The organism is Proteiniclasticum ruminis DSM 24773, assembly GCF_000701905.1.
Lineage (GTDB): Bacteria > Bacillota > Clostridia > Clostridiales > Clostridiaceae > Proteiniclasticum > Proteiniclasticum ruminis.
Map to the genome: position 1 here is coordinate 494,553 of NZ_JNKC01000001.1, position 25,947 is coordinate 520,499.

The window sequence follows — 25,947 nt, forward strand, 5'->3', positions numbered from 1 at the left end:
CTCTATCTCCTTATAAGCTGGTATACGTATCGCAGTAGCTGCATCGGTACATTTTCTTCTCCACACTGCTGAGAAAGAAATCCGGATAAGGAATCTCCTCCTGATGCGTAATGCATCTCGGATTCTTGCATTTCATAATTCCAGTGACTTTCTCTGGAAGCATCAGCTTGATTTTTTTCACCCGCATCCCGTCTTCAATATAATTCACTGTGATATTGGGATCCAAAAGCCCTAGAACGGTCAGATCAATACATAAATCTGTCTCTATTTTGATCAGGTCCTTCTTTCCCATCTTGTCACTAGGCACATTCTGAAGCAGCACTACGACCTGTTCGATGTCCATGAGCCCCAGCTCCCGATAGATCCGGAATCCAGATCCACTCCTGATATGGTCAAGTACGATACCTTTTTTGATGTCAGATACATTGATCATAAAATCTCCTCCTTCTCCAGTAAGGTCATTATTAAAGCCATTCTCACATACATGCCAAGTTTGGCCTGCTGAAAGTACACTGCTCTCGGATCTGGATCCACGTCCTTTGCAATCTCCATGACTCTTGGAAGAGGATGCATGACAATGAGCTCTTTTTTTGCTTTCTGAAGTTTGTCTTTGGACAGCACATAGAAGTCTTTCAGACGTTCATATTCTTCCGCACTGAAGAACCGCTCTTTCTGAACTCTTGACATATAAAGCACATCCGCCTCAGCTAAAGCGTCCTCCAGACTTTCCATTTCCACGTAGGTATCCATGGATAAAGAGTCTTTGATGTATTCTGGCATTCTCAGCTCCTTAGGGGAAACAAATAGAAATTTGATTTCCGGGTATCTGCTTAAAGCTTTCACTAAAGAATGTATGGTCCTGCCAAAGAGCAGATCGCCACACACAGCCACAACCATGTGATCCAGCCTCTTTTTGTAACTTCTGATGGTCATAAGGTCAGTCAGTGTCTGGGTGGGATGCTGGTGTCCACCATCCCCAGCGTTAATCAGCGGCATGTCTGAAAGATACTGGGAAGCAAGTTTTGCCGCACCTTCTTTTGGATGTCTCATCACTGCCACATCCGCGTAACACTCCACCGTCTTTAATGTATCTCCCAGACTCTCTCCCTTTGCCACAGAGGATCCATTTGGGTCATCAAACCCGATAACTTCTCCCCCGAGTCTGAGCATCGCAGCTTCAAAACTGAATCTGGTTCTGGTGGAAGGCTCGTAAAAAAGACTGGCTAAAAGATTACCTTTGCACACATCCAGATACTTTTCTGGATGCTGCTGAATCTTCTCTGCCAGCCCAAAGAGCCTTTCAAGCTCTTCCATATTAAAATCCTGTGAGTCCAATAGATGCCTTACCTTGTTCATTTTGTCCACTTCCTTTTATAGAAAATTCCATGAAAAAAGCCTTCCCGACAATTGGGAAGGCATCTACATACGAATACACTCAGCAAGAACGTTCACTCCTGCTAAAAATGAGAGGTGACATGCTGCCGTATTTTGTCATGTAAACAAAATACAACGGTCTCCTTCAATAATTCATACCTTCCTGATCTCTCGTATCAGTTTAAAAGTAGTTTTTTCATTTCCCCCATTCTACTGGAGATGGGTCCATCTTGTCAAGGATTCTCCTGTAGAAAAAATAGATGTGCGGAAAAAGAACAGTAAAAAAGGAGACGTCTATTTTCATAAACGTCCCCCAACAGCTCTCTTATTCAGCTTCACCAAGGTATTTCTCACAAGAAATGGCTGCCACTGCACCATCTGCTGCTGCTGTAACTACCTGCCTTATGGTGGTTTCTCTGATGTCTCCTGCTGCAAACACACCTGGCACATCAGTTCTCATATAAACATCCGTGATGATTTCACCAAACTCATTCATCTTGATTTTTCCTTGGAAAAGATCTGATATGGGCTTATACCCTACAAAAACAAATACACCTTCCACTTGAAGATCTGATTGTTCTCCTGTCAGCACATTCTTTATCTTAAGGCCAGTGAGAAGCCCTTTTTCTTCTGCCGCTTCTTCCACAACAGAATCCAAAATGAACTCAATTTTCTCATTTGCCTTGGCTTTATCCACTAAATACTGTGCAGCTCTAAACCCTTGTCTTCGGTGTATAATGGTCACCTTTGATGCAAATTTTGTCAGATAGAGTGCTTCCTGAAGTGCAGAATCTCCACCACCAATGACTGCAATTGGGAAATCCGTGTAGAAATCCGCATCACAGGTAGCGCAGTAAGATACCCCTCTGCCTCTCAGCTCTTTCTCTCCTTTGAATCCAACCATCTTAGGTTCTGCTCCTGTCGCAATGATGACCGTTTTGGCCTGATACTCCCCTTTAGCGGTCTTGATCACCTTGATTTTATCATCTAGCTGCACCTCAATAATATCTTCTTTGATAAAATTCGTTCCGAAAGCTGCTGCCTGCTTTCTCATCTTTTCAGAAAGTTCCGGACCTGTGATCCCAATATCTGTTCCAGGATAATTGTCCACTTCAAATGTGGTTGCTACCTGTCCACCATATGTTGCCTTCTCAATGAGTAAAGTGTCCAGTTTCCCTCTGCCTGCATACAAAGCCGCAGAAAGACCTGCAGGGCCTCCCCCCAAAATGATGGTATCGTAAATATGTGTCATAATGATCCTCCCCATGAATTCTCTCGTTCTATCATAATATAGATGTGGTTTTCGTGCCATACTCTATTTTTATATTATACCCTAACAGGGTGTTTTGTAAATAGATTGTACCCAATTAAATTTAATGTACTTTTACAAAAAACAAGAGAGTGCCCCAGGGACACTCTCAATAGCTCTATGCACGTAGGCAGAAAACGCCTACCAGTTTTGGTCCAGCATGAACACCTAGAACACAGCCAACCTGTACCTCGTAATACCCAATGCCTTTTTCTTCCAGATGTTTAATGACAGCTCTGTTGGTTTCACTATCCAAGGAGTTGATGACCACAACTTTGGAACCTTCTCTTACCGGTGTGCTATCGATGAAGGATTTCAGTGCACTTAACGCTTTTTTGTTCCCTCTTACCTTATCCATCATTTCAAGTTTTCCATCTTTCAATGATATCAGAGGCTTGATTCCAAGAAATCCGCCAATGGCTCCTACAGACTTAGGGATTCTTCCACCTTTGGCCAAGAACTCCAACGTATCAAAGGTAGCAAGAAGCTTCACTTCTTTTGCAGTTTTTCCTATCACATCCACAACTTCTTGGTAGCTTTTTCCCTTTAAGATCATTTCCCCAGCTTCAACCAAGGATAAGAAAATCACACCTGATACGCCTTCCGTATCAATGATGGTCACATCTTCCGTCTCCAGCATATCCTTTGCAATCACAGCCGACTGAAGTGTCCCTGACAGATGAGAAGAAATATGTACTGAAATGATCTTATACCCTTCGTCCAGATACTTTTTATACACATCATGAAATTCTTGTGGATTCACCTGGCTCGTTGTAGGAAAAGGTCCTCCATTGAGTACCCCTTGATACATTTCTTCCAAAGAAATAGACTCACCATCTTTAAAACTCTGGTTCCCGATATGCACAGTCAGAGGCAATACATGAACATCATACTTTTCAATAAGTTCTGGGGTTAGATCACTTGTACTATCCGTGATCAGTTTAATTTTCTCCATTTGTTCCACTCCAATTTCATTTCTTTTTATTTCTCTTTCAAAATAATTTCTGTACTGAAAGTATACATTTTATACTTTGAAGCTCAAAATAAAATGAAAAAAACTAAGAAAATTTTAAGAACTGATGGTTTTCCTTGCACCGGACATGGACATAGTTTTGTGAAGAAGCAGCGCTGCCCCTGTGTTGAGAACTGATGTTGGAAGGACAATGCCTACATACAGTGCGCTGAATGAAATGGGTGCTCCGCTGACATAAAGCCCCACCGACAAGAAGATCAGCCCACTGATCAGGGTTCCGAACAAGGTCCCTAGGAGTATTTCATTCTTTGGTTTCATCAAGTGTGAAAAGTTCTTATGTGCGGAAAAAAGCAGCGTTCCTGTTATCACTTTGTCCACAAGATTTGCGATCTGCCCTCCTGGGAATGTTGTGGTCATGGCTGTTATGATCCCACAAACTAAAGATACTGCCAGAGCTTCCTTATAGGTGTCCATCAGAAGCAGTGAGAGAAACATCATCACAAGCAGAAAGTCCATCTTCATTCCACCAAGAAATGGTACTCCTGGTACCAGCTGGTGAAGAATATAGCCAAGAGCAATCAGCAGTGCAGCATACGTCATTTTTTTTACATTCATTATCAAACATTCCTTTCAGATTCATATTGAAGCCTTCTCTTTCATGACTGATTATCACGGTCCTTCACCACATGCTGATTCCTCCTTTCAATATAAAATGGCAACAAAAAAACTCCACCCACACAGGGCGAAGTCACTCGCGTTGCCACCTGATTTTGCATATTGAAAATACGCATCTCATTTTCGGATACTATCATATCCTATCCCTTGTAACGGCGGGCACCCGTCAGATACTACTGCTATAGATTCTATAGGTTCGCTCTGCCTCTAGAAAGTCCATTCGGTCACGAAATTCTATGGAAGTTCCACCTATCTCCCACTCTCTTTAAGAATCCTCACTGACGTACTTCTCTTTCTCACGGAGTTTCATTTTTTATGATTATATACCTCGCAGTAAAAATATGCAAGTAAAACCTCCTGAACATTCGTCCAGGAGGCTGAAAACACAACTGAGGTTTTTGATGCTTATCTCTGAGATTTATCGTAAGGGATACCCTCTGCTTTAGGCGCTCTGGACTTCTTGGATGTGAAGGCTAGAACTACCATTGTTGCAACGTATGGAAGCATCTTATAGTAGGTCTGATTGATACCAAGGTTGTTCAGGAGTGGAATCAGTGAAACAGAGTACGCAAGAGTTCTTAAGAATGCAAAGAACAGTGCTGCTCCAAAGATCCGAAGTGGTTTCCACTGACCAAAAATCATAACAGCCAAAGCAAGGAATCCGAATCCTGCTACGCCTGTATGTCCATTGATATTCCCATCCAATACACCGATGGAGTAGAAGAATCCGCCGATACCGCCAAGGATACCAGAGATGCTCACTCCAGCATACCTCATGAAATACACATTGATTCCTACAGAGTCTGCAGCTTGTGGATGTTCTCCACAGGCTCTCAGTCTTAGACCAAATCTGGTTTTGTAGAATATTATGGTTGAGATGAGCAGGAAGACCAGGCCGATATAGACCGTAATATAAGTATTCTGGAAGAATAGTGGCCCGATTACTGGGATATCACCCAGTACTGGTACACTTCTTACAAAAAATCTCACGTTTGTCGTAACCCCATCTGAGTTGAAGAACATCTTAGAGAATAAGAGTACCATCGCTGGAATCAGCATATTCAATGACGTACCGGTAATGGTCTGATTGGCCTTCATGGTTACAGCCGCAAAGGAGAGCAGCAGCGAGTAAATAAAGCCCGCAACCCCCGCAACCAGCATCCCAGTGAGGAGTATGGTCTGAGGTCCCATGCCTGTACCTTGAACGCTATAAACATAAAGAGCACCGAAGTAAGCACCAAAGAGCATGATACCTTCAAGACCGATATTAATCACACCACTTCTCTCACTGAACATTCCGCCCAGCGCTACAAGAAGAAGGGGAATTGCTACTGGAAGCATATTTTGTATGAGATAATATAAAGTTTCCATTATTTTGCCTCCTTTGTATTGCTGGACGCATCTTTATCCCCAATACTCTTTGCTTCAGAGACTTTGTGTCTTCTTTCTCTTAGGTTCTTCAAGAACTTTGCAAAGCCTGAGTTCATAATCATGGCAAATGCAGAGAAATAAATAATGACAGCAATAACCACATCGATGATTTCAGGTTTGTAGCCATGAAGGCTCGCCAGTGTACCACCTCTCTGGATATGAGAAATAAACACAGAAGAGAATATGATACCAATAGGATGGGCACTTCCAAGAAGTGCTACCGCGATACCATTAAATCCATTAGCAGCGATGATATTGATAGGTTCATACGTCATACTGCTGCCGGCAATTGCTGATGGAGCTAGAATCGCAAAAGCGCCACCAAGTCCAGCCAGACCACCAGCAATGACCATGGTCAGTATGATATTTCTCTTTCCCTTCATACCTGCGTAATCAGCTGCGGTTTTATTGAATCCTGTAGCCTTCAGTTCATATCCGAAGGTAGTCTTCTGAAGTACGATATAAAGAATCACACCGATGATCACCGCAAAAATAATACCAAAATTCACATTGGACCCTTGCACACCTAGTGTTGGAATCTGTACATGCTTTGGCAGATAATTGGTTCTTGTTGTGGAAGATACATACATAGTTCCATTCCCTTGAATCAGCATATCCACCAGGTACATACCAATATAGTTGAACATAATGGAGGTAATAACTTCATTCACATTCAGAAGTGCTTTGAAGATTCCAGGAATGAATCCCCAAAGCATACCACCTACGAGACCTGCAAGGATCGCCACTACCCAGTGAATTCCCTGTGGTAGATCCCACATGAATCCAACATATAGAGCAAAGAACATCCCCATGGTATACTGGCCTGATGCACCAATATTGAAAAGTCCCATCTTAAAGGCAAAGCCAACTGCAAGCCCGGTCATCAGGATTGGAGTCGCAAAATAGAACACATCTCCAATTCTCTGGAATCCACCGCTCACAACGCTTTCAAACCCTTTGAACGCATTGTTGGCATCTGCCACAAGCATAACGATGAACCCAAATACAAGTCCCAGAACAATGGCCAGAAGTGCCGCTGTAAAAGAGGAGAATCCTTTACTGTGCGTTATATCTTTCAGTTTTTCGCCAAAACTTTTAGCATTCTTTTTATCCTGCATAACTAGTCTCCTTTACAGCATCCCGTTTCGCACCAGACATATAGAGTCCCAGTTCTTCCACGGTGGTATTCTTAGGATCCAGTTCACCGACAATCTCGCCTTCATACATCACGAGTATACGATCGCTGACATCCATAACTTCATCCAGTTCCAGGGAAACCAGAAGTACGCCTTTTCCTTTGTCTCTTGTTTCCACAAGCTGCTTGTGTATATATTCTATCGCACCAACATCAAGTCCTCTTGTTGGCTGCACTGCCACTAGAAGTTCATGCTTCTTATCGATTTCTCTCGCAATGATGGCCTTCTGCTGATTTCCGCCAGACATACTTCTAACCGGAGTTACTGGTCCCTGTCCACTACGGACGTCAAATCGGCTGATTAAGGTTTCAGCATACTTTCTCATGGCATCAAACTTAAGGAATCCATTTTTCTGGAACTCTGGCTGCCAGTATCTTTGAAGGATCAGATTCTCCTCCAGACTGTAATCCAAAACCAGTCCGTGTTTATGTCTGTCTTCAGGAATATGACTGATTCCTGCAGCAGAACGATCTCTGATGGATGATTTTGTAAGATCCTTTCCAAGAAGTGAAATGGTTCCACCAGACATTTTTTCTAGTCCGGTGAGGGCAGACACAAACTCAGTCTGACCATTTCCGTCAATTCCTGCTAAACATACAATTTCACCCGCTCTTACATCGAAAGAAACATTCTTCACTGCATTATTCTTATGGGTCTTGCTGGGTACAGTGACATTACGTACAGACAGCACAACATCTTTAGGTTCTGCTTGTGTCTTTTCAACACTAAAGCTGATGTCGCGTCCCACCATCATCTTGGAAAGCTCTTCCTTTGTGGTATCCTTTACATCGACGGTACCAATATACTTGCCTTTACGCAGAACAGTACAACGATCTGCTACTGCCTTGATTTCATTCAGTTTATGTGTGATAAACAGAATGGATTTTCCTTCCTCAGCAAAGCCTCTCATAATCTGCAGAAGTTCTTCTATTTCCTGTGGTGTAAGAACAGCCGTTGGCTCGTCAAAGATGAGGATCTCATTTTCTCTGTAGAGCATCTTAAGAATTTCCACTCTCTGCTGCATACCTACAGATATTTTTTCAATCACTGCATCTGGATTTACTTTAAGACCATATTTTTCGCTTAAATCGACAACTTTTTTGCGCGCCTCAGCCTTTTGAAGGAAGCCCATTTTATTGGGCTCAACACCCAGAATGATATTCTCGAGCACAGTAAAAATCTCTACAAGCTTGAAGTGCTGATGTACCATGCCAATCCCCAGTGCATTGGCATCATTTGGGTTATTGATCTTGACGACCTTCCCATCTTTCAGAATTTCGCCTTTTTCTGCCTGATACAATCCAAAGAGGACGCTCATCAGCGTAGATTTTCCTGCACCATTCTCACCAAGCAGTGCATGAACCTCACCTCTTTTCAAGTTGAGGGTTATATTGTCGTTCGCGATAATACCGGGGAATTCTTTTGTTATATTTTTCATTTCAATAATATAATTTTCCACTTTAACCTCTCATTATCACTTTATTTTTTAGTTGGAAAATGGGGGAAAACTCACGCCTTCCCCCATTGATAACTCATACTTGCATAAGGCAAAGGCCACTATGACATGAATGCTTTACCTTACTATCTTACAGAAACCTTAACCTTAGCCAGTCCAAGACCTGCAACAAGCTCTTCAGCAGTAGCGTATCCTGTTTCAGCTGCAACTTCAATGTTTCTAACTGGCACTACAGATCCATCAGCAAGTGTTGCAAATACCTTATCATATGCAGCCTTGTCAAAGGACTCGAATCTGTCGAATGCATCAGCCTTGTCATCTCCGATAACGATGGTTGGAAGACCAACACCGTCATTGGCAGCGTTGAAGTATGTGGTTGTTCCACCATAGGTATCCCAGCTGTTTGACTTGTAGATTGCATCAAGTACAGCAACTACAGATGCAGCAAGTCCCTTGGTAGCAGAGGTGATAACAGTTTCACTGTCATATCTCTGGTCAACGTCAACACCGATTACCTTAGCATCGGATTCAGATGCTGCAGACATTACGGACTTACCAACTGCTCCACCAGCAGCGAAAATAACTTCGATGCCTTCCTGGTACATGGTCTTAGCTGTAGCCTTGTTGGTATCATTTTCTTCAAAGTTTCCTGTGTAGTGATAGATTGCTTCGATTGCACCATCAGCGAGTCCAAGCTCTGCTGCTGCTGCTTCAGCTCCCTGAAGGTATCCATAACCGAAAGCCTGTACAGCTGGTACAGCCATACCACCCATGTATCCAAGCTTTGTCATGCCGTCCATTACAGCAGCATATCCAGCAAGGAAACCGGACTGTTCTTCGGAGTACATTACAGATGCAACGTTCTTTTCAGTTTTGAAAGTAGCGTAGTCAGCTGTATGAGGTGCTCCATCAAGAAGGATGAACTTCACTTCTGGGTACTTTGTCTGTGCTTCATAGATTGGCACTTCAAAAAGGAATCCAGGAGTTACGATTACTTTTGCTCCACCAGTTACAGCAAGATCGATGGCTGCAAGGTATCCAGCATCAGAAGCTTCTTCTGGCTTGTAGTACTTATGAGTGATCTTGTTGGCTTCTGCAAACTCAACTACACCTTCCCATGAACCCTGGTTGAATGACTTGTCGTCAATATTTCCCTTGTCGGTGATCAGAGCAATTTCGAAACCTGAGCCTTCGCCTTCGCCTTCAGACTTGGTTCCGCAACCAACCATAATCATACCAACCATCAAGATTGACATAACAATTGCAAGCATTTTTTTCATTAAAAAACCCTCCAAATAATTCGTTCGACTTTATTGTCGTTGGTCTTATTATATCTTTTTTACAAAAAAACCACAACTATTATCGTCTCTGAAATGCTGTAATGTACGTGTTTTTTTTGAAAACTGCACTTTAAATATGAATAAACTGTAAATAAACCTGTATCGTTTACAAAAAAATAAAAGGACTGATGTAGAAATCCATTGAAAACCAGTCCTTTTCATCCTCATATGTATTTTTTATATATTTATATCATCTCAGGATATCCCAATTGTCTCAACGCTTCATAAGCAACAATAGCTACAGTATTCGACAGATTCAGACTCCTTGTCGTAGTCTCTACCATAGGCACTCTGAACAGCTGCCCCTGATTCTCAGACATGATATATTCTGGCAATCCACTGGATTCTCTTCCGAAAACAATGAAGTCATTGTCCTGGAACTTCACTTCCGAGTGAAACTTCTTACCTTTGGTGCTGGAAAAATAAAAGGTAGCATCTGGATACTTTTCTCTCAGTTCCTCATAGCTGCTGTAAAGCGTCACATCAAGCTCCTTCCAGTAGTCCAGCCCTGCCTTCGCTACAGTTTTATCATCAATGTGGAAGCCCATTGGGCCGATCAGATGGAGCTTTGCACCTGTAAGTACACAAGTTCTCCCAATATTACCAGTATTTTGTGGTATTTCAGGTCTGAATAAAACGATATTGATCACTTAACTACCCCTCGTTCAGTATAAATTTCTCAATTAAGGAAGCGACACCATCATTCATATTACTATCCGTGATATATTTTACATGTGGGAAAAGACTCTCCATAGCATTTCCCATAGCCACGGGCATTCCAACAACTTTCAGCATCGGCAGATCATTTTCTGAATCTCCCACTGCAATAATCTCTTCTGCATGAATGCCCAGTTCCTTGGCTAAAGCCAGCACCCCAAGTCCTTTATCCGCCTTATAGGAGGTGAACTCCACATTATCCGCACCAGAGCTTACTACTTTCACTCTCTTGTTTTTCATCATTTCTTCTTTGATGGAAGCAATCTTCTCCATGGCAGGGAACACAATTCCTTTCTGAATGGTATTTCCCGTTTCGGACAAAATATCTTTTATTGTAAACTCCTCCGTTATGTAGCGAATATGAATTCTCCGATTCTCAGGAAGGGTTTTGCTCAGCCTCTCATAGCGGCCGACATAATCTCTGTACTCCGCCACATACATGGTTCCATGGTTGTACCAGTTGATTTTGGTGTCAAATTTCTTTAATGTTTCATCTATACTTAGTATATCTTCAAGAGCCAAGTTCTCTTCATAATAGATTACGTCTCTGTCACGATCACTGACGTAAGCTCCATTAGAAGATACGATGGGGTCTGTAAGACCCAGCTCATCCGAATACTGCAATGCGCTCTGATGCATTCTGCCAGTGCTGAGCGCTACCACAATCCCCTTCTCTTTCGCTTTTCTCACCGCATCTTTTACCCGTTCTGAAACAGTCAGATCGTCGCGGATCAGTGTTCCATCAATATCAATACAAATCATTTTATACATTCAATATCCTCCTGGCCTCGTTTCTACTATCATATCATATTACAGAAAATGCTTTTTCATGAAAGCGAAGATTGGCCCCCGATAATCTTTCACGATACCGTATACATCTTCATAAAACTCCACTCTTTGAGTAAACTCACCCGGTTCTCCGCTGAACTCTTCTTTGTATACTTCTGTAACCAGTGTCTCCATCTGAGTTCGGATCTCCTCATCTTTGATTCTTGCTGCCATTTCTAAATAAGTCTCTCCAGATTCTTTTCTGTAATAGATGAATGAGAATAGTTTCAGCATTTCTCTGAAATATGGTTTTAGAGATCCGCTGCTCATCATTCTCTGAAGCCTTGCCTTTTTATAAGCTGCTCTTGATACCACAGCCAATAACAGGAGTCCAAGAATGAGGAGTATCACATTTCTTCTGGTCTGTTCTATCTTCTGTTCTTCCGGACTTTGTCCCGGAACATCCGTACCTCCTTCTTGTGCCGGCACTTCTGTTTCTGGAGTCTCTGATGGTGTCTCTACACCTTCTTCACCTTCTTGGTTCTCTTCGTCTTCTGGCTCTTCTCCATAAATCAGTTCCCGTGGAGTACCTGTTGCATCGAAAATCTGCCAGATATCATTCTCTTCGTCAATGAGCACCTCTGTCCAGGCATGGGCATCACTGTTTCGTATAATATACTCTCCATCAATAGCCTCTTCCGACATTTTGAACCCTTCCACGTATCTGGTGGGTACACCTGCTATTCGAAGCATCACAGTCAATGCAGTGCCAAAATAAACACAGTATCCTTCTTCTACCTCAAATAGAAAGTAATCCACAAAGTCTGTATTTTCTGGGAGATTTCCCGGTGTTAGGGTATAGCTGTAATTTTCCCTGAGATAATTTGTCAGCACTTCCGCTTTTTCATAGTTACGCATAGAATCATCCACAAGACTGTTTACAAGATCCACTGTTCTTGGGGTCAGTGTCTGGTAAATCTGAAGATAAGGGCCATACTCCATATAGAAATCTGATGCTCGGACATTTTTGGGCAACCTTCTGATATGGTCCTCAATAAGATTTTCTCTGAAGTAGGTAATATCATAATTATTTATGACTGTTTTATTGCTCGTGTAGGTGCTTCTTTCATCATTATAGAAGAGCAGCGCCAAGTTATTGGAGAATGACACTTCCTTTGTGTAAATACTGCTGAAGAGGTTTGATGTCATTTCCGCAATAGGTCTGATCTCAATTCTTCTGAGATCTTCATTGACCGTCAAACGCTCATAATATGCTGCCTTTTCTGAGGAAAGGCTTCCATTGGGCTCATATTCAATCACATCTCTAGCCCAGCGGTCTCCTAAGTACTCCGTCCTCACAGTACCTCGTAAATAGATGGGTTCCTCTCCAAAGGCTCTCATCACCTCTTCTTCATTGATCGAGATGTTTCCTCCAAGAAGTGTTTCTGAGTCATTATACCCTGTCATCGCTATGCCAAAGGGATCTCTGATGCTTGCACCAGTAATGCTTCCCTGGGGTACCACCTGACCGTTGAAATAATTGAACAATCTGTCAGAATAAACACCCTTCGTCTCAATATCAATAAATGCTGATCCTATTGTAATAATAAGGGTGAGTACCACTGCTTCGACGAGCCTTCTATTCCGGTTCACCTTAAGCACTTTAGCTTCCTGATCCACAAGTGTTGTTCTGTAGAAAAGAAGACTGAATGCCCACACCGGAACAAAAAATCTAGCATATTCGTATGTATTTCCATAATAATCTACGATCCACAGAAATAGGAGCAGCCCCATATCCAGAATCACCATATTATAGGGAAAAATGTACAGAGTAATGCTCAGTATCACCGCACCAGTGAGCATCATGACTTTCAGCACATTAAGAAAGTCTGTGAACTGAATACTCAAGCCATCCATAATGGTAGCGTTGATGACAGCGATATCTGAAGGAATCTGAAACAGATCTATGGTTTTCACAGCCTGATAAAGAAAGTATGCTGAAACTGCACCGAGTAAAAAGAAACCGATCCGGTAATAATTGTTCTCACCTTTCAGCGTCCCTAAAAAACCCAGAACCATTAGAACAGGCAGTAAAGCAAACACCATAATCTCAGTGTGCTTGAATCCTTCAATAAAATATGCACTTTCCATGACCATACCCATAATGATCATATTGAAAAAAATGATCATCAATGGAATGACTTTATTTTTTAATCGGCTCATACTTATTCCCCTATATATTTCAGTGTGATTCCTTCATAGTCCGCATCTTTTTTCAGGTCATCCTCTACCGCAAACCAGGTAATGGCATTGTATTTGTCTTTAAGTTTCAGTACCACCTTAGTCAGAAGAGGATTTCTGTTGCCTGTGAAAAGAATGATGGAAGAGGCACTTTGAAATAAATCTGTTTTTTCGTTCATAAAGTCCTGCATTGGTTTTTTCCCGTTGGAATCATGATCTACCATATACTCCACTAGGGCTTCATGCTGGCTCATTCTTCTCAAATCAAATTCTTTCCTTTCCAATCCATTGATCACGACTTTATGCTCCTTCCCTTCCTTTAGAAGAAGGGCTGACACCGCAAGAGCATCCGCTACCAGAGCTTCTTCTTTTGCCCCATCCTGATCCATCCTGTAGATCTCTTCGCACATATCAATGACAAGCAGATAATCAATTCCTTTATTCTGCTCTCCTCTACGGACATACAGTTCTCCATATTTTGCAGAAACCTTCCAGTTGATCCGTTTCAGACTGTCTCCAACATTATATCTTCTCATTTCTCGTATCATATGAGGATCTTCCAGATTTGATCTGGACTGTTTGATTCCTTCACTGCCCACACCAAGTTCAAAAAGAGTTTCCGGAAGTACTCTGGATTTAGGATACACCCTCACACTTTCATTTTTCAGATTTTTTCTGATTGTAAATATGTTGAAAAAATCCCGAATTTCCAGTCTCAGATTTTGAAATTCATAAGTTCCTCTTTTCGGGAAATAGAAATGAAACATAATCTGTGCTCTATTCTTTGCACTGACACTGCGGGTCTCTATCTCCGTATATTGGTTGATGGCTGTGACGTAGGGTAGAAAAAACCTTGAATCATTGAAAATCTGAAGATTCAGCTTTCCTGTCTCAAACACTTCATATCGATCCTTCATATAGGTCAGTTTACCGGATACTTTTCCTGAGAACACTGTAATATAGACTACAGCTAAAATGAACATACTGATCATGATGTAATACAGAGAGGTGAATACAATCCCGCCTATGGCATAATAAAGCACAATAGAAATCAGAAGACCAATGATAAACCTAAAATCCATCTTCATGGCTATGCATCCATTCTTGGCGGCTCCACAGATGCGACAATGAGTTGCACAGCCTCATAAGAACTGCTTCCCTGTCCTCTTGCATAAGATGAAAGAATCAGCCTGTGCGCCAGGACCATTCCCGCATTCTCTTTCACATCCTCTGGAATCACATAATTTCTTCCTTGCATCAAGGCTGATGCCTGACTGATCCTCATGAGCGCAATGGAAGCTCGGGGACTTGCGCCAAGTGCAAAAAACTTACTCTCTCTGGTTTCTTTGACAATATCCACGATGTATTTATAGATGCCTTCTGCAACTTTCACTTCTCTGGTTTTTCTCTGAAGCATCATCACCTCTTCTATCGAAGCCACAGGCCCAATATTCTCAATGGGAATCTCCTCCCTTGTATTGCGAAGGATATGCATTTCGTCCTGGATCGATGGATAGCCCATTTTGATACGGATCATAAATCTGTCCAGCTGAGCTTCTGGCAAATTGAAGGTTCCTTCATATTCGATCGGATTCTGTGTGGCCATGACAAAAAATGGCCTTTCCAAGAGATAGCTCTTATTCCCTTCAGAAACCTGAGTTTCTTCCATGACTTCCAAAAGCGCCGCCTGAGTTTTAGGAGAGGTCCTGTTGATTTCATCTGCCAGGACAATATTTGCAAAGACAGGTCCCTTACGGAATTCAAAACTCATTTCCTTCTGATTGTAGATGGATACCCCCAATATATCAGAAGGCAGAAGGTCCGGGGTGAACTGGATCCTAGAATAGCTGAGATTCAAACTCTTGGCCAGAGCTTTCACAAGGGTGGTCTTTCCGATACCCGGAATATCTTCAATAAGAATATGCCCACCTGCCAAAATCCCCTTCAGGATATTTTTTACGACATTATTTTTCCCAATGATTACTTTTTCCACATTCTGTTCAATCTTTTTCACATGTTCCATTTAGCTCTGCTCCTTTGTTCCTGAAAAATTCAAGAAAGTTCTCTCAATTTTTAGCTGTCTTAATCATTTTAACATAGGAGCTGTGTGTAAATTATAAATTTATGGTTACAATCACAAATGAAAAAAGACTTTCCCCAGAAAATGAGGAAAGTCTTCTATTTATAATTCTAATCTTTAACCGTTTGGTGCAGTTGCTGGGTCTGTTGGCGCTTCTGGAGCTGGTGCTTCTGGAGCTGGTGCTTCTGGAGCTGCTGGTTTTGCTTTAGTTCCAACACGAATGACTCCATCCACTTTTTTGTAGCTGTCTTGAGAAATCACTTCCGTCTTTACGACTTTACCATCCTTGATGGTCTGTCTGTAGGTTTTGGAGGTATACCCTGTTACAGGCTTCTTTTCCACAACTTCTTCTCCAACAAACAGTGTATTGTCCTCCACCTTCTTGATGGTAGGCTGCAGTACGGATGTCGTTTCACTGAATACTTTATAGCTGTATCCGCCTAAGTCTGCCTGATGTCCATAAATAGAAACACTCAGATTATTGTTGTCTCCATAAGCCTGGATATACACAGGGTTTGGATAATTATTCTTGAACTTCAGATCAAGATAAGGACCATACACTACAGCGTCCATACCTGGCTTCAGATAGGCAACCGCCATGGAGTGATTTCGTCTCTGTTCAATACCCATATTGCTGTGAAGAGCTGCCTGATAAAGGGTACTTGATACCTGACAAAGCCCTCCACCGACACCATCTTCAATCTTGTCTCCAATAATAACACCAGCATTTTTAAACCCAGCTCTAAGTGTTACCGGACCAATCTCAGCATTATAGCTGAAGGTTTCTCCTGGCATCAACACTGTGCCGTTAATTAGAGAGGCCGCGAATCCAACATTATGTTTTCTTCCAGCCGCTGATGTGGAATAATTGGTTGTAAATGTGGACAGTCTTCCATCAATCATTTTGAGAGCATCTGATGTAACTTTCGGTTCATCAATCACTAAGGATGCTTCCAGCTTAGCTCCTGGCTCGAGTTTAGGTAATACTTCTTTCAGACTGGCAACAAGTTTCTCTTCTTCCAAAACCATACCGGTCTGGTGTTCAGTCACTGTGAATCCATCTCCACTTTTCTTGATGGTTGCATTCTTTGCATTGACATTAATCTCAGAAGCTATGGACTTCACATAAGCTATGAGTTTTTCTTCAGAGTATGTATACTGAACTTCCACCTCTTCGAGAGTTTTTGTATAGATTCTCTGCAGCTTTTCCGCTTCGTCTAAATTCTTTCCTATGGATACAATATTTTCCGCCAAAGACTGAGCATCCAGAACTGGATCTAGGTCTCCTAGGTTCAGTGTAAACTCTCTGTCTTTTACAACCACTGTAAGGGCATTTGTTTTTACTGCCTCCAGAATTTTAGTCTCCAGAAGATTCTTCACCTCTGGAAGTGTCATCCCTGAAAGGTCTTCGCCCATAACAGAAACACCAGGATAAACCTTCTCCTGCCACTCTGCAATGACCTTTTTATTCTGGGCCTCTTCCATCTTCCGCGCTGTTTCCACTGCGGATACATGAATCGCCTCCTGTTTCTCCCATTCCTTCTCTAGGGCATAGCTTCTGTAAGCTACGGTTCCAGCCCCTGATAATGTAAGTACTAGTATGATTGCTATGATTAATTTTTTCTTCATATACTGTTGGGTAATCCCTTCCTCCTTCATGCGATTTCGATTGTCTTTCAATTCTAAGTAGTTTTATTTTACCACAGAATCCAAAAAATACTTCACAAAAGAATTACATTTGTTTGTTAATTTTATTAACAAGTCATGTGCTGCTGACAGTTCTTTCAACAGCAGTACAGATTATACTCTAGAGTGTTCTATACAGAAAACAGCATTTACGATAGGATAGAGGTATCTAAGCTAGGAGGTTATATTATGGCTTTTGAAACTACTATAAGAGAAAGATTACAATCATTGATTGAGATTCACAGCCCGACAGGTTATCATCTGGATGTCATGAAGTACATTGAAAGCACCTTGAACTCTATGGACGTGCCATTCAAGACAACAACAAAGGGCGCTGTCCTGGTTACATTGCCTGGAAAATCAGAAGAAGGCAGGCTTTTTTCTGCTCATGTGGACACACTGGGGGCCATGGTGAAATCATTGAAAAGCAAGGGGACATTGGAATTCACGCTCATCGGTGGATACATGTACAACACACTGGAGTCAGAAAATTGCACAGTGATGACATCCAGCGGCAAGACCTATTCGGGAACGATTCAAACCATCAAGCCTTCTGTCCATATTGATGGTCAGGATGCAAGGTCTCTGGAAAGAAAGCAGGAAACCATGGAGATTGTCCTGGACGAAAAAGTCTTTAATGCTTCCGATGTAAGCGCTCTTGGTATTGAGGTAGGTGATTTTGTCTTTATTGATCCAAAACTTCAGTTTACAGAAAAAGGCTTTATCAAATCCCGTTATCTGGATGACAAAGCCAGCGTGGCTGTTCTTCTGGAAGCCATCTCAGCATTAAAGTCCGTTCCACTAGAAAAGACCCTCCACTTTTTCATCTCTAATTATGAAGAGGTCGGACACGGAGCCAAAGCTGCTTTACCAGAGCATCTTACAGAATTCATCGCCGTGGATATGGGTGCTCCTGGAAACAACCAGAACAGCTCCGAATACAAAGTGAACATCTGTGCAAAGGACAGTTCAGGTCCTTATGACTATGAACTGAGAAGGACCATGGAGAGGATCTGCAGAGAGAATCAGATTCCCTATGCCACTGATATTTACCCATTCTATGGTTCTGATGCTTCCGCAGCGTTGGGCTCCGGTTACGATATTCGTACAGGGCTCATCGGCCCTGGAGTCTTCGCATCCCATGGGTACGAAAGAACCCATATGGAGTCTTTAAAAGCGACCTATGACCTTATTATTGAATTGGCAAAGAGATAAGCATTATATGAAAAAGCCTCTCCAGAAGGAGAGGCTTTTTCATATATCTATTTCGCGCGAAGCTTTAATGAAGACTGTATGATGCGGTCCAAGAGGCCCTGATAACTGAGTCCTATTCCCTTTGCACTCTTGGGGAACAAAGAGGTTCTTGTCATACCTGGAAGTGTGTTGATTTCCAGAAGATACGGCACACCATCCCTGACGATAAAATCCACTCGGGCATAGACATCACATTTCAATGCAGAGAAGGTCTTAAGAGCCAGCTCATTGATTTCAGACTGAAGCGGTTCTTCATACTCAATGATAACTTCCTCGGCTCCACCATCCTCATATTTGGACTGATAATCAAAAAAGCCTCCCTTCACAGGCTTGATGATGAGAGTCGGTAAAGCATCACCATCTAGGATCGGTACTGTGATTTCATCTCCTTTGATAAACTCTTCCACCATAACCTCAGAATCCACCTTCAGACCTTCTTTGACTCCTTCAACCACTTCATCATAGGATGTACAAATGAATGTGGCTACAGAGGATCCTCCTCGATTGGGTTTCACCACAACCGGATACCCCAATACTTCCACCATTTCTTCAGTTACGTCCGAAGCATTTTTCACAACAAACCACTCTGCTGTTCTTACCCCATGATTTCTAAGCACAGTCTTTGTCAGGTCCTTATCCATACAGAGGGCACTGGAGAGCATACCACATCCAGAATATGGAATCTCCAGAGAATCCAAAATACTCTGAACCGTTCCATCTTCTCCATATTTGCCATGAAGAGCCAGCAGAGCAAAATCAATTCCTTTTACTTTCTCGAATATGTCTGTTTTGGTATCCAGAATGATCTCTACACCCTCATACCCATTGAAATTGATATGATTCAGTATTTCTCTGCCGGAAGACAGAGAAACTTCTCTTTCACTGGAAATACCACCCATGATTACACCAATCTTCATTATCTACACTCCATTTTCTTTTACATTGAAACTCTAAATTCCATTATTGCACCAATCATTTTTACTTTCAAGACCATAGTCTACTGGTTAATCGCTTACAAAAATAAAAAGGCAGCTTTTTCAAGCTACCTGTCTGAAGTCTGAAGATCTGAAAATTCAATATCCACCCGATTGGTTGTTTTCTCATAGAAATCAATAATGCTGCCGGAATCCGCCTCTCCTGGAACTCTTACATCAGACAAAATAAGACGGAATGTGGTTCCAACATGAAGCTGGCTTTCCACCACACAATCCCCTCCCATGAGGTTCATGAGTTTCTTTACAATGGACAGTCCAATTCCCGTGCCCTCATTATCTCTTGTGGTAGATTTATTCACCTGAATAAACCTGTCAAAAATTGTGTCCACATTTTCAGGAGCAATACCAATACCTGTGTCTTTCACATCAATAAAGATCTTCCCAGCCTCTTCATCCATGGTGAGATTCACAAAAATTGTTCCTCCATCTTTGGTGAACTTAATGGCATTGCTTAATAAATTGAGCAGTACCCGTTCCATGGACGGAAGGTCAAACTGCACAATATGTTCTTCCACTTCCGTATCAAAAATAATTTTCAGCCCTTTGTTCTCTGCATAATGAAGAATAGACATGACGGTATCTTCTGTAAAACTGACAATGTCATAATTGTGCATATTCAGTTTATAAAATCCGGAGTCCACTTTGGTGATGTCCAGAATATTCGAGACAATACGCTGAAGCCTATAGGAGTTGTGTCTTATGAGCCCAGCATATTTTTCTACTTTTTCCCCATCAAACCCAGAAATCTCCATCATATCCAACGCAGAGAGTATGACATTGATGGGCGTACGCAGTTCATGGGACATGTTGGCAAAGAACTCATTGAACATTTTCTCATTTTCAGCAGCAATATAGAGCTTCCGGATATTTGCCTCATTTTCTATCCTAAGCTCATGAAGCTTCACGGAGTTTGTGACATTTCTTAAGAAAACCAGCATCTGCCACTTATCTTTTTCCACACTGATGAGACGGAAATTCGGTTCAACGTAAACATCCTGTCCCTTCTGGTCTTTCACCTTGAGGATATCAAGCTTCAGAATTTCTCCATACTGTATTTTATTGCCGATATCGCTTAGTTCTCTATAAGAAAGCCCCATAAATCTCTCTTCCATGGGATTCCTGACAAACCGGTTGTTCGGGATATTTTTGAAGTCATTGTACACCATATCATTTGCTTCAATAACCCTGTTTTTGCCGATATCGTAAAGAAAAATAAAATCAGGAATCAAATTGAAGAAACTCCGATATTTGTACTCAGACCGTTCCAGAGATTCCTGCATTGCTCTGATGACCGTGATATCTTTCGCTGTGATACAGAAAATCTCTTCTGTATCCTGTTCAAGATAAACCACATCCACATCCAAAATATACTGTTTCCCTTCCATCTCCAGTTTCATGGAAGCAGAATAGTTCATATTGTATTTGATGACTTCGTACTTTTCTCGGATATATCCTGATAAGTATGAATCCAGATATTTTCTGTAATGATTGAAGAACTGTTTGTATTTTGCATTGGCATACAGAATTTCATATTTTGAGTTCACAAATACTGTGATATTCTCATTGTATTCAGCTGACTTGAAAAACATAAACAGATTCTGTTTCAGCTCATTTGTTTTTAAGATCAAGGCATCTTTCTCTTTAATGATCCTGTAGAAAGCCACAGGCACAAAGACGAGAAATGTGCTGTAGGTGAAAAGCATGAATCTGTCTGCGACAAAAAGAAGCCTGGAATCTGAAAGCTCCACTGCTGTACTCTCTGTGAAAACAGCTGCAAAATAAAGCAGGCTGGTATAGTAGACAGATAAATTCATGACATTCTTTTTCGTGAAAAAAGTATGGTAATACCATCCCCCCAGAACCGGAACCGTTGCAAGCATGATAAGCTCAAAAACCATCAGACTGGAATCTCGGAAAACCACAGCTTCTTTAAACACATAGTAGTTGAGTATGGTAAAGACCAGCAGTATGGCCAAAATGGACCATACCATAACTTTCATATTGGCCCTGATTACTTCATTATAGGAAAATGCCGCGGACATCATAAATATCAGTGTGATCAGCATAATGAGGTAAAATCCAAGAAAAATTGAGCTTATGTTTCCATCAATGAGGAAGAACCTGTTGTTGTATTCAATGATAGAACCAAAAAACAATGCGAAAGCCAGCACCGTGAAATATTCTTTCTTGGTGTACGATGCATAAAAAAACAGCATCAGTGCGGATAAGCCTGCCATTACCACAGTGGATACCCCATTGCTTTCCAGGAGATTCTCATTTCCTGAGCTCTGTGCCATGGCTGCAAAAAGATAGGACAGTCCAAACAGTATAAAAAGCGTCAGAAGAATCAGCCCATTGGCAGCAATAAGGGTTCCGATGGTTTGTTTTGATTTCAACAGGCTCACATCCTTCCGAAAATACGACTACTTCTCTTTTGGTATCAGTGTTTTTTTATTCTTTTTGTAATACGTGCAAAGATGATTGAGAGGACAAGCTCCACACTGAGGCGATCTGGCGGAGCATATTCTTCTTCCGTGGAAGATGAGCAGGTGATGCGCATCGATCCAAAGATTTTTGTCCAGCTTCTTCATCAGTGATTCCTCTGTTTTTTCTACAGTTTCTTCGTTTACGATGCCGATGCGGTTCGCCACACGGAACACATGGGTATCCACTGCAATGGCAGGGACTCCATAAGCATTGGATAAAACAACATTTGCAGTTTTCCTTCCAACGCCTGGGAGTAAAATCAGCTCTTCCATGGTTCTTGGCACTTCGCCGCCATGCTTTTCCTTTAGAATCGGAAAAAGCTTCATGAGATTGCTTCCCTTGGATCTGTAAAGCCCTATGACTTTAATATAGCTTTCCAGCTCCTCCATGGTCATCTGAAGGAAGTCCTCCAGTGTTTTATATTTCTGAAACATCTTATCCGTAACTTCGTTTACTTTTTTATCCGTTGCCTGAGCCGACAGAATGGTTGCAATCAGAAGCTGAAGCGGTGTTTCATGATGGAGTTCACATTCTGCATCCGGATGAGTGCGGTATAAAATCTCCAGCACTTCCTTATTCTTTTTGTTCATTGTACATCCTTTCTATAAGCGGTATATTCCCTGATATTCTGTGGGAAGAAGCTCTGCAATTCGGGTCATGATATAGTTCAAAGCAAATTGATCGTACTCTTCCTTAGACTGCTCCGGTGTTTTTTCTGGGACTTTAAAACTCTTCCCCACTCTTATATCTATGGTTCCCTTATGCAGTTTTTCTCCAGTCATATTCCCATCCTGATTGATGGGCAGAACTTTATCTGATCCGGTCATGCCAAGAGGCACAATCTTCGCCCCGGTCATTCTCGCAATGAGAAGGACTCCTTTCTTTCCTTCAATCATAGAACCGGCTCTGGATCTGGTGCCTTCTGGAAAAATCATCACATTCTGACCACCACGTAAAAGATTGATGATCTCTTTCATTGCTGCCTTATCCGGTGAGTTGGGCTTGATGTTGATGCTCTTAAACACCTTCTTGAAAAGACCTGTAAACAGGTCGCTGGATAATTTCTGTCCTGCTACAAAGGTGAGATCATACTCCGGCAGCACTGACTGTATGGCTGGGCCGTCTATATTGCTCAGATGATTGCATACAAACAAAATCGGCTCCTCTTTTCCTGGCAGATTCTCTCTATTATGAAGCTTCACCGTAGCAATCTTTGTGAAGATATACTTTAATCCTCTTTTAGCCACAAATTTCTGAACACTTTCAGGTGATGAAGCCAAAGCTTTCAATATCATTTTTCTCAAAATTATTACCCCTTTTAGTTTACTGATTCCTATTATATGTTGAAAAGCCTTTCGAGTCTATGGTAGTACTCCCGCAGATACTCCGTGGGAAGCCTTTCCAAATCAAGCGTATTGCCCTTTCTCACAAGCTCCACCATGGCGTTTCTCTGCAGAAGCTTTTTCCCACGCCACCCGGAGGATGTCTCTTTGTACTTCAGAAACTCCTGATTGCTGAGCTCCAGGAGTTCCCGGAGATTGGGATACTTCATATACTCCCGAGGTCTGAAGGCCTCAATGGGACTGGTTTTCACCTTTCTGTTGAGTGGGCAGGATCTTTGGCAGGTATCACATCCAAACAGCCTTCCTTTAAAGAGAAGAAGGTCCTCATCAGGCACTTCTTTGCTTTGGGTAATATAGGACATGCATCTTTTTGTGTCATAATACTCGCTTCCTAAAATCTGAGTGGGACAAGCTTTGATGCAGTTGGTGCACTCTCCGCAGATGGAATGCAGAGGAATCTCATGATAATCCCGTTCCCGGGTGTCCAGGACGAGATTTGTAAGAATTTCCCCAAGAAAAACATAGCTTCCATACTCTTTTGTGATGAGCATATGATTCTTTCCAATTTCGCCTACATAAGAAGCATAGGCGATATATCTCTCCGGCAGAGAATTGTTGTCCGCAAACACTTTTGCCTCGTATCCGTGGCTTCGGATCACATCTGCCACTTTCTCCAAATAGTCTTTCACAACAATATGATAGTCCTGACCTAAGGTGTACAGGGAAAAATATCCCTCTTTATGGATATAGGCGTCATAAAAATATGGAAATGCTACCGATATAATGGTCTGCGCATTTTCCATTTCCGACCGGAGATTCACTTTTCTCAAAAGATCATTTTCTTCAAAGGACGTTGTGAAATTCCTTTCTTCTCTCTCTTTGAAATAAGCCAAGCTGTCTTGGGAAAGTGCCTGAGCTTTCATAAACCCATACTGAGTCAGTCCCAGATCTTCAAGCTTTTCCATGATCTTCTTCTGAATTATGCCTTCTGACATGCCACTTCCTCCTCATCCTTCTTTATTCTTATTATAGTCGAAGTATCTTCAGAAAAAAACCGAAAAAAGAAGCTTCTCCGTCTCCGGAAAAGCCTCCATCTTCTAGATATAGTTATAGTGAAGAAACCGCACTTCAGATTCCTCATTCTTTTGGATCAGGATTCTGGCAGGAATTCCTACAGCGGTTGCTCCTGCGGGCACACTTTTCAGCACTACAGAATTGGCGCCTACCTTTGCACCACTTCCGATGCTGATTGGTCCAAGTATCTTTGCACCTGCTCCGATCAGTACTCGGTCTCCCACGTCAGGATGCCTTTTGGGTGCATCACAATCCGTTGCCCCAAGGGTCACCCCATGATAAATGATACAGTCGTCTCCAATGGTGGTAGTCTCTCCGATGACCACCCCCATACCATGGTCTATGAAAAGCCTTCGGCCGATTTTCGCTCCAGGATGGATTTCTATCCCGGTGGTGAATCGTGCGGTCTGACTGATCAGTCTTGCCAGAAAAAACAGTTTCTTTCGATAACAGAAATGAGCCATCCGGTAATAAAAGAGGGCGTGTATTGTCGGGTACAGGAGGAGGACCTCCAGATAGGATTTTGCCGCTTTATCATTTTTTAATACATTTTTCACATCTTCATGCAGCCCTCTGAACATTTTACACCTCAACTCTGACTGTTAGTCAAAAAGCCCCATGGAAATATACTTTTCTCCTCCATCTGGAGCCACCGTCACAACCTTTTTGCCTTTACCTAGTTTTTTAGCCACTTCAATGGCGCCATAAAGGTTTGCTCCTGATGAGATTCCAATGAGAACGCCTTCTTCCTGCCCGAAGGTCTTTGCTGTGCTGAAGGCATCTTCCGTGGACACTTTCAGGATTTCATCTACAAATTCTCCATGATAGTTGTCTGGAACAAACCCAGCACCAATCCCCTGAATCTTATGAGGACCAGGATTTTCACCAGAAAGGACTGCTGAAGTCGTTGGCTCCACTGCCACAACCTTCACGTTCTTCCCATGATCTTTTGCATACTGTCCAAATCCGCTGATGGTTCCACCTGTGCCCACTCCTACAACAAAAGCATCCACATCTGGAAGATCTTCAAAAATCTCTTTTGCAGTGGTCTGATAATGCTTATTTGGATTTGCCTCATTCATAAACTGCTGTGGTATGAACCCAAGAGCACCAACTTCTTCTTTGATCTCTCCAGCTTTCTTGATGGCACCTTTCATTCCTGTGGCTGCTTCTGTCAACACAAGTTCCGCGCCATATGCCTTAATAAGGGCTCGTCTTTCCTGGCTCATGGATTCCGGCATCACAATGATCACTCTGTATCCCTTCGCCTTTCCAAGCATGGCAAGAGCAATTCCTGTATTGCCGCTGGTTGGCTCAATGATCACAGAACCTTCTTTCAGAAGACCTTTCTTTTCAGCTTCCTCCAGCATTCCAAGAGCAGCTCTATCTTTTGTACTTCCGGCGGGATTCATTTTTTCCAGTTTCACATATACTTCTGCACGGTTTTCCGCATCAAATCCATTTACTTTCAGGAGCGGTGTTCCGCCAACAAGTTCAATCGCATTTTGATAAATCATGTATTTTCAACCTCACTTTTATATCCTAGTC

General features: G+C 42.1%; 23 protein-coding genes and 1 other annotated feature. Of the genes, 1 reads left to right on the forward strand and 22 read right to left on the reverse strand.

Annotated features, from left to right (window positions below; all coding sequences use genetic code 11):
- Window positions 1–10: 10 nt before the first annotated feature.
- The 15 genes from T487_RS0102365 to T487_RS0102440 all read right to left on the reverse strand — a co-directional run bounded on the left by T487_RS0102365 (window position 11) and on the right by T487_RS0102440 (window position 17,189).
- Entirely contained in the window at window positions 11–433 is a 423-nt protein-coding gene (locus tag T487_RS0102365; protein WP_031573555.1) for an aspartate carbamoyltransferase regulatory subunit, read from the reverse strand.
- On the reverse strand, window positions 430–1,356 hold the full coding sequence (gene pyrB / locus T487_RS0102370; RefSeq protein ID WP_031573558.1) for an aspartate carbamoyltransferase: 927 nt from the start codon (window positions 1,354–1,356) through the stop codon (window positions 430–432). Before pyrB ends, T487_RS0102365 begins: the two co-directional genes overlap by 4 nt.
- 343 nt (window positions 1,357–1,699) lie before the next feature.
- Entirely contained in the window at window positions 1,700–2,626 is a 927-nt protein-coding gene (trxB, locus tag T487_RS0102380) for a thioredoxin-disulfide reductase (RefSeq protein ID WP_031573561.1), read from the reverse strand.
- Between the two features lie 175 nt (window positions 2,627–2,801).
- Window positions 2,802–3,638: a DegV family protein gene (locus T487_RS0102385; protein ID WP_031573563.1), complete on the reverse strand. Its 837-nt coding sequence runs from the start codon at window positions 3,636–3,638 to the stop codon at window positions 2,802–2,804.
- A gap of 114 nt (window positions 3,639–3,752) precedes the next feature.
- Window positions 3,753–4,271: a tryptophan transporter gene (locus T487_RS0102390; protein ID WP_031573566.1), complete on the reverse strand. Its 519-nt coding sequence runs from the start codon at window positions 4,269–4,271 to the stop codon at window positions 3,753–3,755.
- Between the two features lie 120 nt (window positions 4,272–4,391).
- Window positions 4,392–4,640, reverse strand: a binding site (T-box leader).
- A 96-nt stretch (window positions 4,641–4,736) separates the two neighbouring features.
- Complete coding sequence (locus T487_RS0102395) at window positions 4,737–5,702, reverse strand: ABC transporter permease (protein WP_031573569.1); 966 nt, start codon at window positions 5,700–5,702, stop codon at window positions 4,737–4,739.
- A complete protein-coding gene (locus T487_RS0102400; protein ID WP_031573572.1) occupies window positions 5,702–6,880 on the reverse strand; it encodes an ABC transporter permease in 1,179 nt (392 codons plus the stop codon). The genes T487_RS0102395 and T487_RS0102400 overlap by 1 nt, the downstream gene beginning before the upstream one ends.
- On the reverse strand, window positions 6,870–8,417 hold the full coding sequence (locus T487_RS0102405; protein ID WP_031573575.1) for an ABC transporter ATP-binding protein: 1,548 nt from the start codon (window positions 8,415–8,417) through the stop codon (window positions 6,870–6,872). Before T487_RS0102405 ends, T487_RS0102400 begins: the two co-directional genes overlap by 11 nt.
- Window positions 8,418–8,539: 122 nt before the next feature.
- Entirely contained in the window at window positions 8,540–9,694 is a 1,155-nt protein-coding gene (locus tag T487_RS0102410) for a BMP family lipoprotein (protein WP_031573577.1), read from the reverse strand.
- A 245-nt stretch (window positions 9,695–9,939) separates the two neighbouring features.
- Window positions 9,940–10,404: a tRNA (cytidine(34)-2'-O)-methyltransferase gene (locus T487_RS0102415; RefSeq protein ID WP_031573580.1), complete on the reverse strand. Its 465-nt coding sequence runs from the start codon at window positions 10,402–10,404 to the stop codon at window positions 9,940–9,942.
- Between the two features lie 4 nt (window positions 10,405–10,408).
- Window positions 10,409–11,242, reverse strand: a complete 834-nt coding sequence (locus T487_RS0102420; protein WP_031573583.1) for a Cof-type HAD-IIB family hydrolase — start codon at window positions 11,240–11,242, stop codon at window positions 10,409–10,411.
- A 39-nt stretch (window positions 11,243–11,281) separates the two neighbouring features.
- Entirely contained in the window at window positions 11,282–13,462 is a 2,181-nt protein-coding gene (locus T487_RS0102425; RefSeq protein ID WP_031573585.1) for a transglutaminase-like domain-containing protein, read from the reverse strand.
- 2 nt (window positions 13,463–13,464) lie between these two features.
- Window positions 13,465–14,568: a DUF58 domain-containing protein gene (locus T487_RS0102430; protein WP_031573587.1), complete on the reverse strand. Its 1,104-nt coding sequence runs from the start codon at window positions 14,566–14,568 to the stop codon at window positions 13,465–13,467.
- A gap of 2 nt (window positions 14,569–14,570) precedes the next feature.
- A complete protein-coding gene (locus T487_RS0102435; RefSeq protein WP_031573590.1) occupies window positions 14,571–15,503 on the reverse strand; it encodes an AAA family ATPase in 933 nt (310 codons plus the stop codon).
- Window positions 15,504–15,677: 174 nt separating this feature from the next.
- Window positions 15,678–17,189, reverse strand: coding sequence for a VanW family protein (locus T487_RS0102440; protein WP_031573593.1), 1,512 nt, complete (start codon window positions 17,187–17,189; stop codon window positions 15,678–15,680).
- A gap of 246 nt (window positions 17,190–17,435) precedes the next feature.
- Here T487_RS0102440 and T487_RS0102445 point away from each other — a divergent pair, with 246 nt between their 5' ends.
- Window positions 17,436–18,461, forward strand: coding sequence for a M42 family metallopeptidase (locus T487_RS0102445; protein ID WP_031573595.1), 1,026 nt, complete (start codon window positions 17,436–17,438; stop codon window positions 18,459–18,461).
- 47 nt (window positions 18,462–18,508) lie between these two features.
- Here the strand turns inward: T487_RS0102445 and T487_RS0102450 are convergent, their stop codons facing one another.
- The 7 genes from T487_RS0102450 to cysK form a co-directional block, all read right to left on the reverse strand.
- On the reverse strand, window positions 18,509–19,417 hold the full coding sequence (locus tag T487_RS0102450) for a D-alanine--D-alanine ligase (protein ID WP_031573597.1): 909 nt from the start codon (window positions 19,415–19,417) through the stop codon (window positions 18,509–18,511).
- A gap of 125 nt (window positions 19,418–19,542) precedes the next feature.
- Window positions 19,543–21,891, reverse strand: coding sequence for a sensor histidine kinase (locus T487_RS15705; protein ID WP_051651444.1), 2,349 nt, complete (start codon window positions 21,889–21,891; stop codon window positions 19,543–19,545).
- 27 nt (window positions 21,892–21,918) lie between these two features.
- Window positions 21,919–22,572, reverse strand: a complete 654-nt coding sequence (gene nth / locus T487_RS0102460; RefSeq protein ID WP_031573603.1) for an endonuclease III — start codon at window positions 22,570–22,572, stop codon at window positions 21,919–21,921.
- A 12-nt stretch (window positions 22,573–22,584) separates the two neighbouring features.
- Window positions 22,585–23,277: a lysophospholipid acyltransferase family protein gene (locus T487_RS0102465; RefSeq protein ID WP_242848015.1), complete on the reverse strand. Its 693-nt coding sequence runs from the start codon at window positions 23,275–23,277 to the stop codon at window positions 22,585–22,587.
- 41 nt (window positions 23,278–23,318) lie between these two features.
- Entirely contained in the window at window positions 23,319–24,320 is a 1,002-nt protein-coding gene (queG, locus tag T487_RS0102470) for a tRNA epoxyqueuosine(34) reductase QueG (protein WP_031573607.1), read from the reverse strand.
- Between the two features lie 102 nt (window positions 24,321–24,422).
- A complete protein-coding gene (epsC, locus tag T487_RS0102475; RefSeq protein ID WP_051651446.1) occupies window positions 24,423–24,980 on the reverse strand; it encodes a serine O-acetyltransferase EpsC in 558 nt (185 codons plus the stop codon).
- 21 nt (window positions 24,981–25,001) lie between these two features.
- The gene (gene cysK / locus T487_RS0102480) at window positions 25,002–25,916 is read right to left on the reverse strand and encodes a cysteine synthase A (protein ID WP_031573612.1); all 915 of its coding nucleotides are present in this window, start codon (window positions 25,914–25,916) and stop codon (window positions 25,002–25,004) included.
- Between the last annotated feature and the right edge of the window lie 31 nt (window positions 25,917–25,947).

Bases quoted from the DNA above. Each gene is read 5' to 3' on its own strand.
- T487_RS0102365 (WP_031573555.1), bottom strand. From the start codon at position 433: ATGATCAATGTATCTGACATCAAAAAAGGTATCGTACTTGACCATATC.
- pyrB (WP_031573558.1), bottom strand. From the start codon at position 1,356: ATGAACAAGGTAAGGCATCTATTGGACTCACAGGATTTTAATATGGAA.
- trxB (WP_031573561.1), bottom strand. From the start codon at position 2,626: ATGACACATATTTACGATACCATCATTTTGGGGGGAGGCCCTGCAGGT.
- T487_RS0102385 (WP_031573563.1), bottom strand. From the start codon at position 3,638: ATGGAGAAAATTAAACTGATCACGGATAGTACAAGTGATCTAACCCCA.
- T487_RS0102390 (WP_031573566.1), bottom strand. From the start codon at position 4,271: ATGAATGTAAAAAAAATGACGTATGCTGCACTGCTGATTGCTCTTGGC.
- T487_RS0102395 (WP_031573569.1), bottom strand. From the start codon at position 5,702: ATGGAAACTTTATATTATCTCATACAAAATATGCTTCCAGTAGCAATT.
- T487_RS0102400 (WP_031573572.1), bottom strand. From the start codon at position 6,880: ATGCAGGATAAAAAGAATGCTAAAAGTTTTGGCGAAAAACTGAAAGAT.
- T487_RS0102410 (WP_031573577.1), bottom strand. From the start codon at position 9,694: ATGAAAAAAATGCTTGCAATTGTTATGTCAATCTTGATGGTTGGTATG.
- T487_RS0102420 (WP_031573583.1), bottom strand. From the start codon at position 11,242: ATGTATAAAATGATTTGTATTGATATTGATGGAACACTGATCCGCGAC.
- T487_RS0102425 (WP_031573585.1), bottom strand. From the start codon at position 13,462: ATGAGCCGATTAAAAAATAAAGTCATTCCATTGATGATCATTTTTTTC.
- T487_RS0102430 (WP_031573587.1), bottom strand. From the start codon at position 14,568: ATGAAGATGGATTTTAGGTTTATCATTGGTCTTCTGATTTCTATTGTG.
- T487_RS0102435 (WP_031573590.1), bottom strand. From the start codon at position 15,503: ATGGAACATGTGAAAAAGATTGAACAGAATGTGGAAAAAGTAATCATT.
- T487_RS0102440 (WP_031573593.1), bottom strand. From the start codon at position 17,189: ATGAAGAAAAAATTAATCATAGCAATCATACTAGTACTTACATTATCA.
- T487_RS0102445 (WP_031573595.1), top strand. From the start codon at position 17,436: ATGGCTTTTGAAACTACTATAAGAGAAAGATTACAATCATTGATTGAG.
- T487_RS0102450 (WP_031573597.1), bottom strand. From the start codon at position 19,417: ATGAAGATTGGTGTAATCATGGGTGGTATTTCCAGTGAAAGAGAAGTT.
- nth (WP_031573603.1), bottom strand. From the start codon at position 22,572: ATGAACAAAAAGAATAAGGAAGTGCTGGAGATTTTATACCGCACTCAT.
- T487_RS0102465 (WP_242848015.1), bottom strand. From the start codon at position 23,277: ATGATATTGAAAGCTTTGGCTTCATCACCTGAAAGTGTTCAGAAATTT.
- queG (WP_031573607.1), bottom strand. From the start codon at position 24,320: ATGTCAGAAGGCATAATTCAGAAGAAGATCATGGAAAAGCTTGAAGAT.
- epsC (WP_051651446.1), bottom strand. From the start codon at position 24,980: ATGTTCAGAGGGCTGCATGAAGATGTGAAAAATGTATTAAAAAATGAT.
- cysK (WP_031573612.1), bottom strand. From the start codon at position 25,916: ATGATTTATCAAAATGCGATTGAACTTGTTGGCGGAACACCGCTCCTG.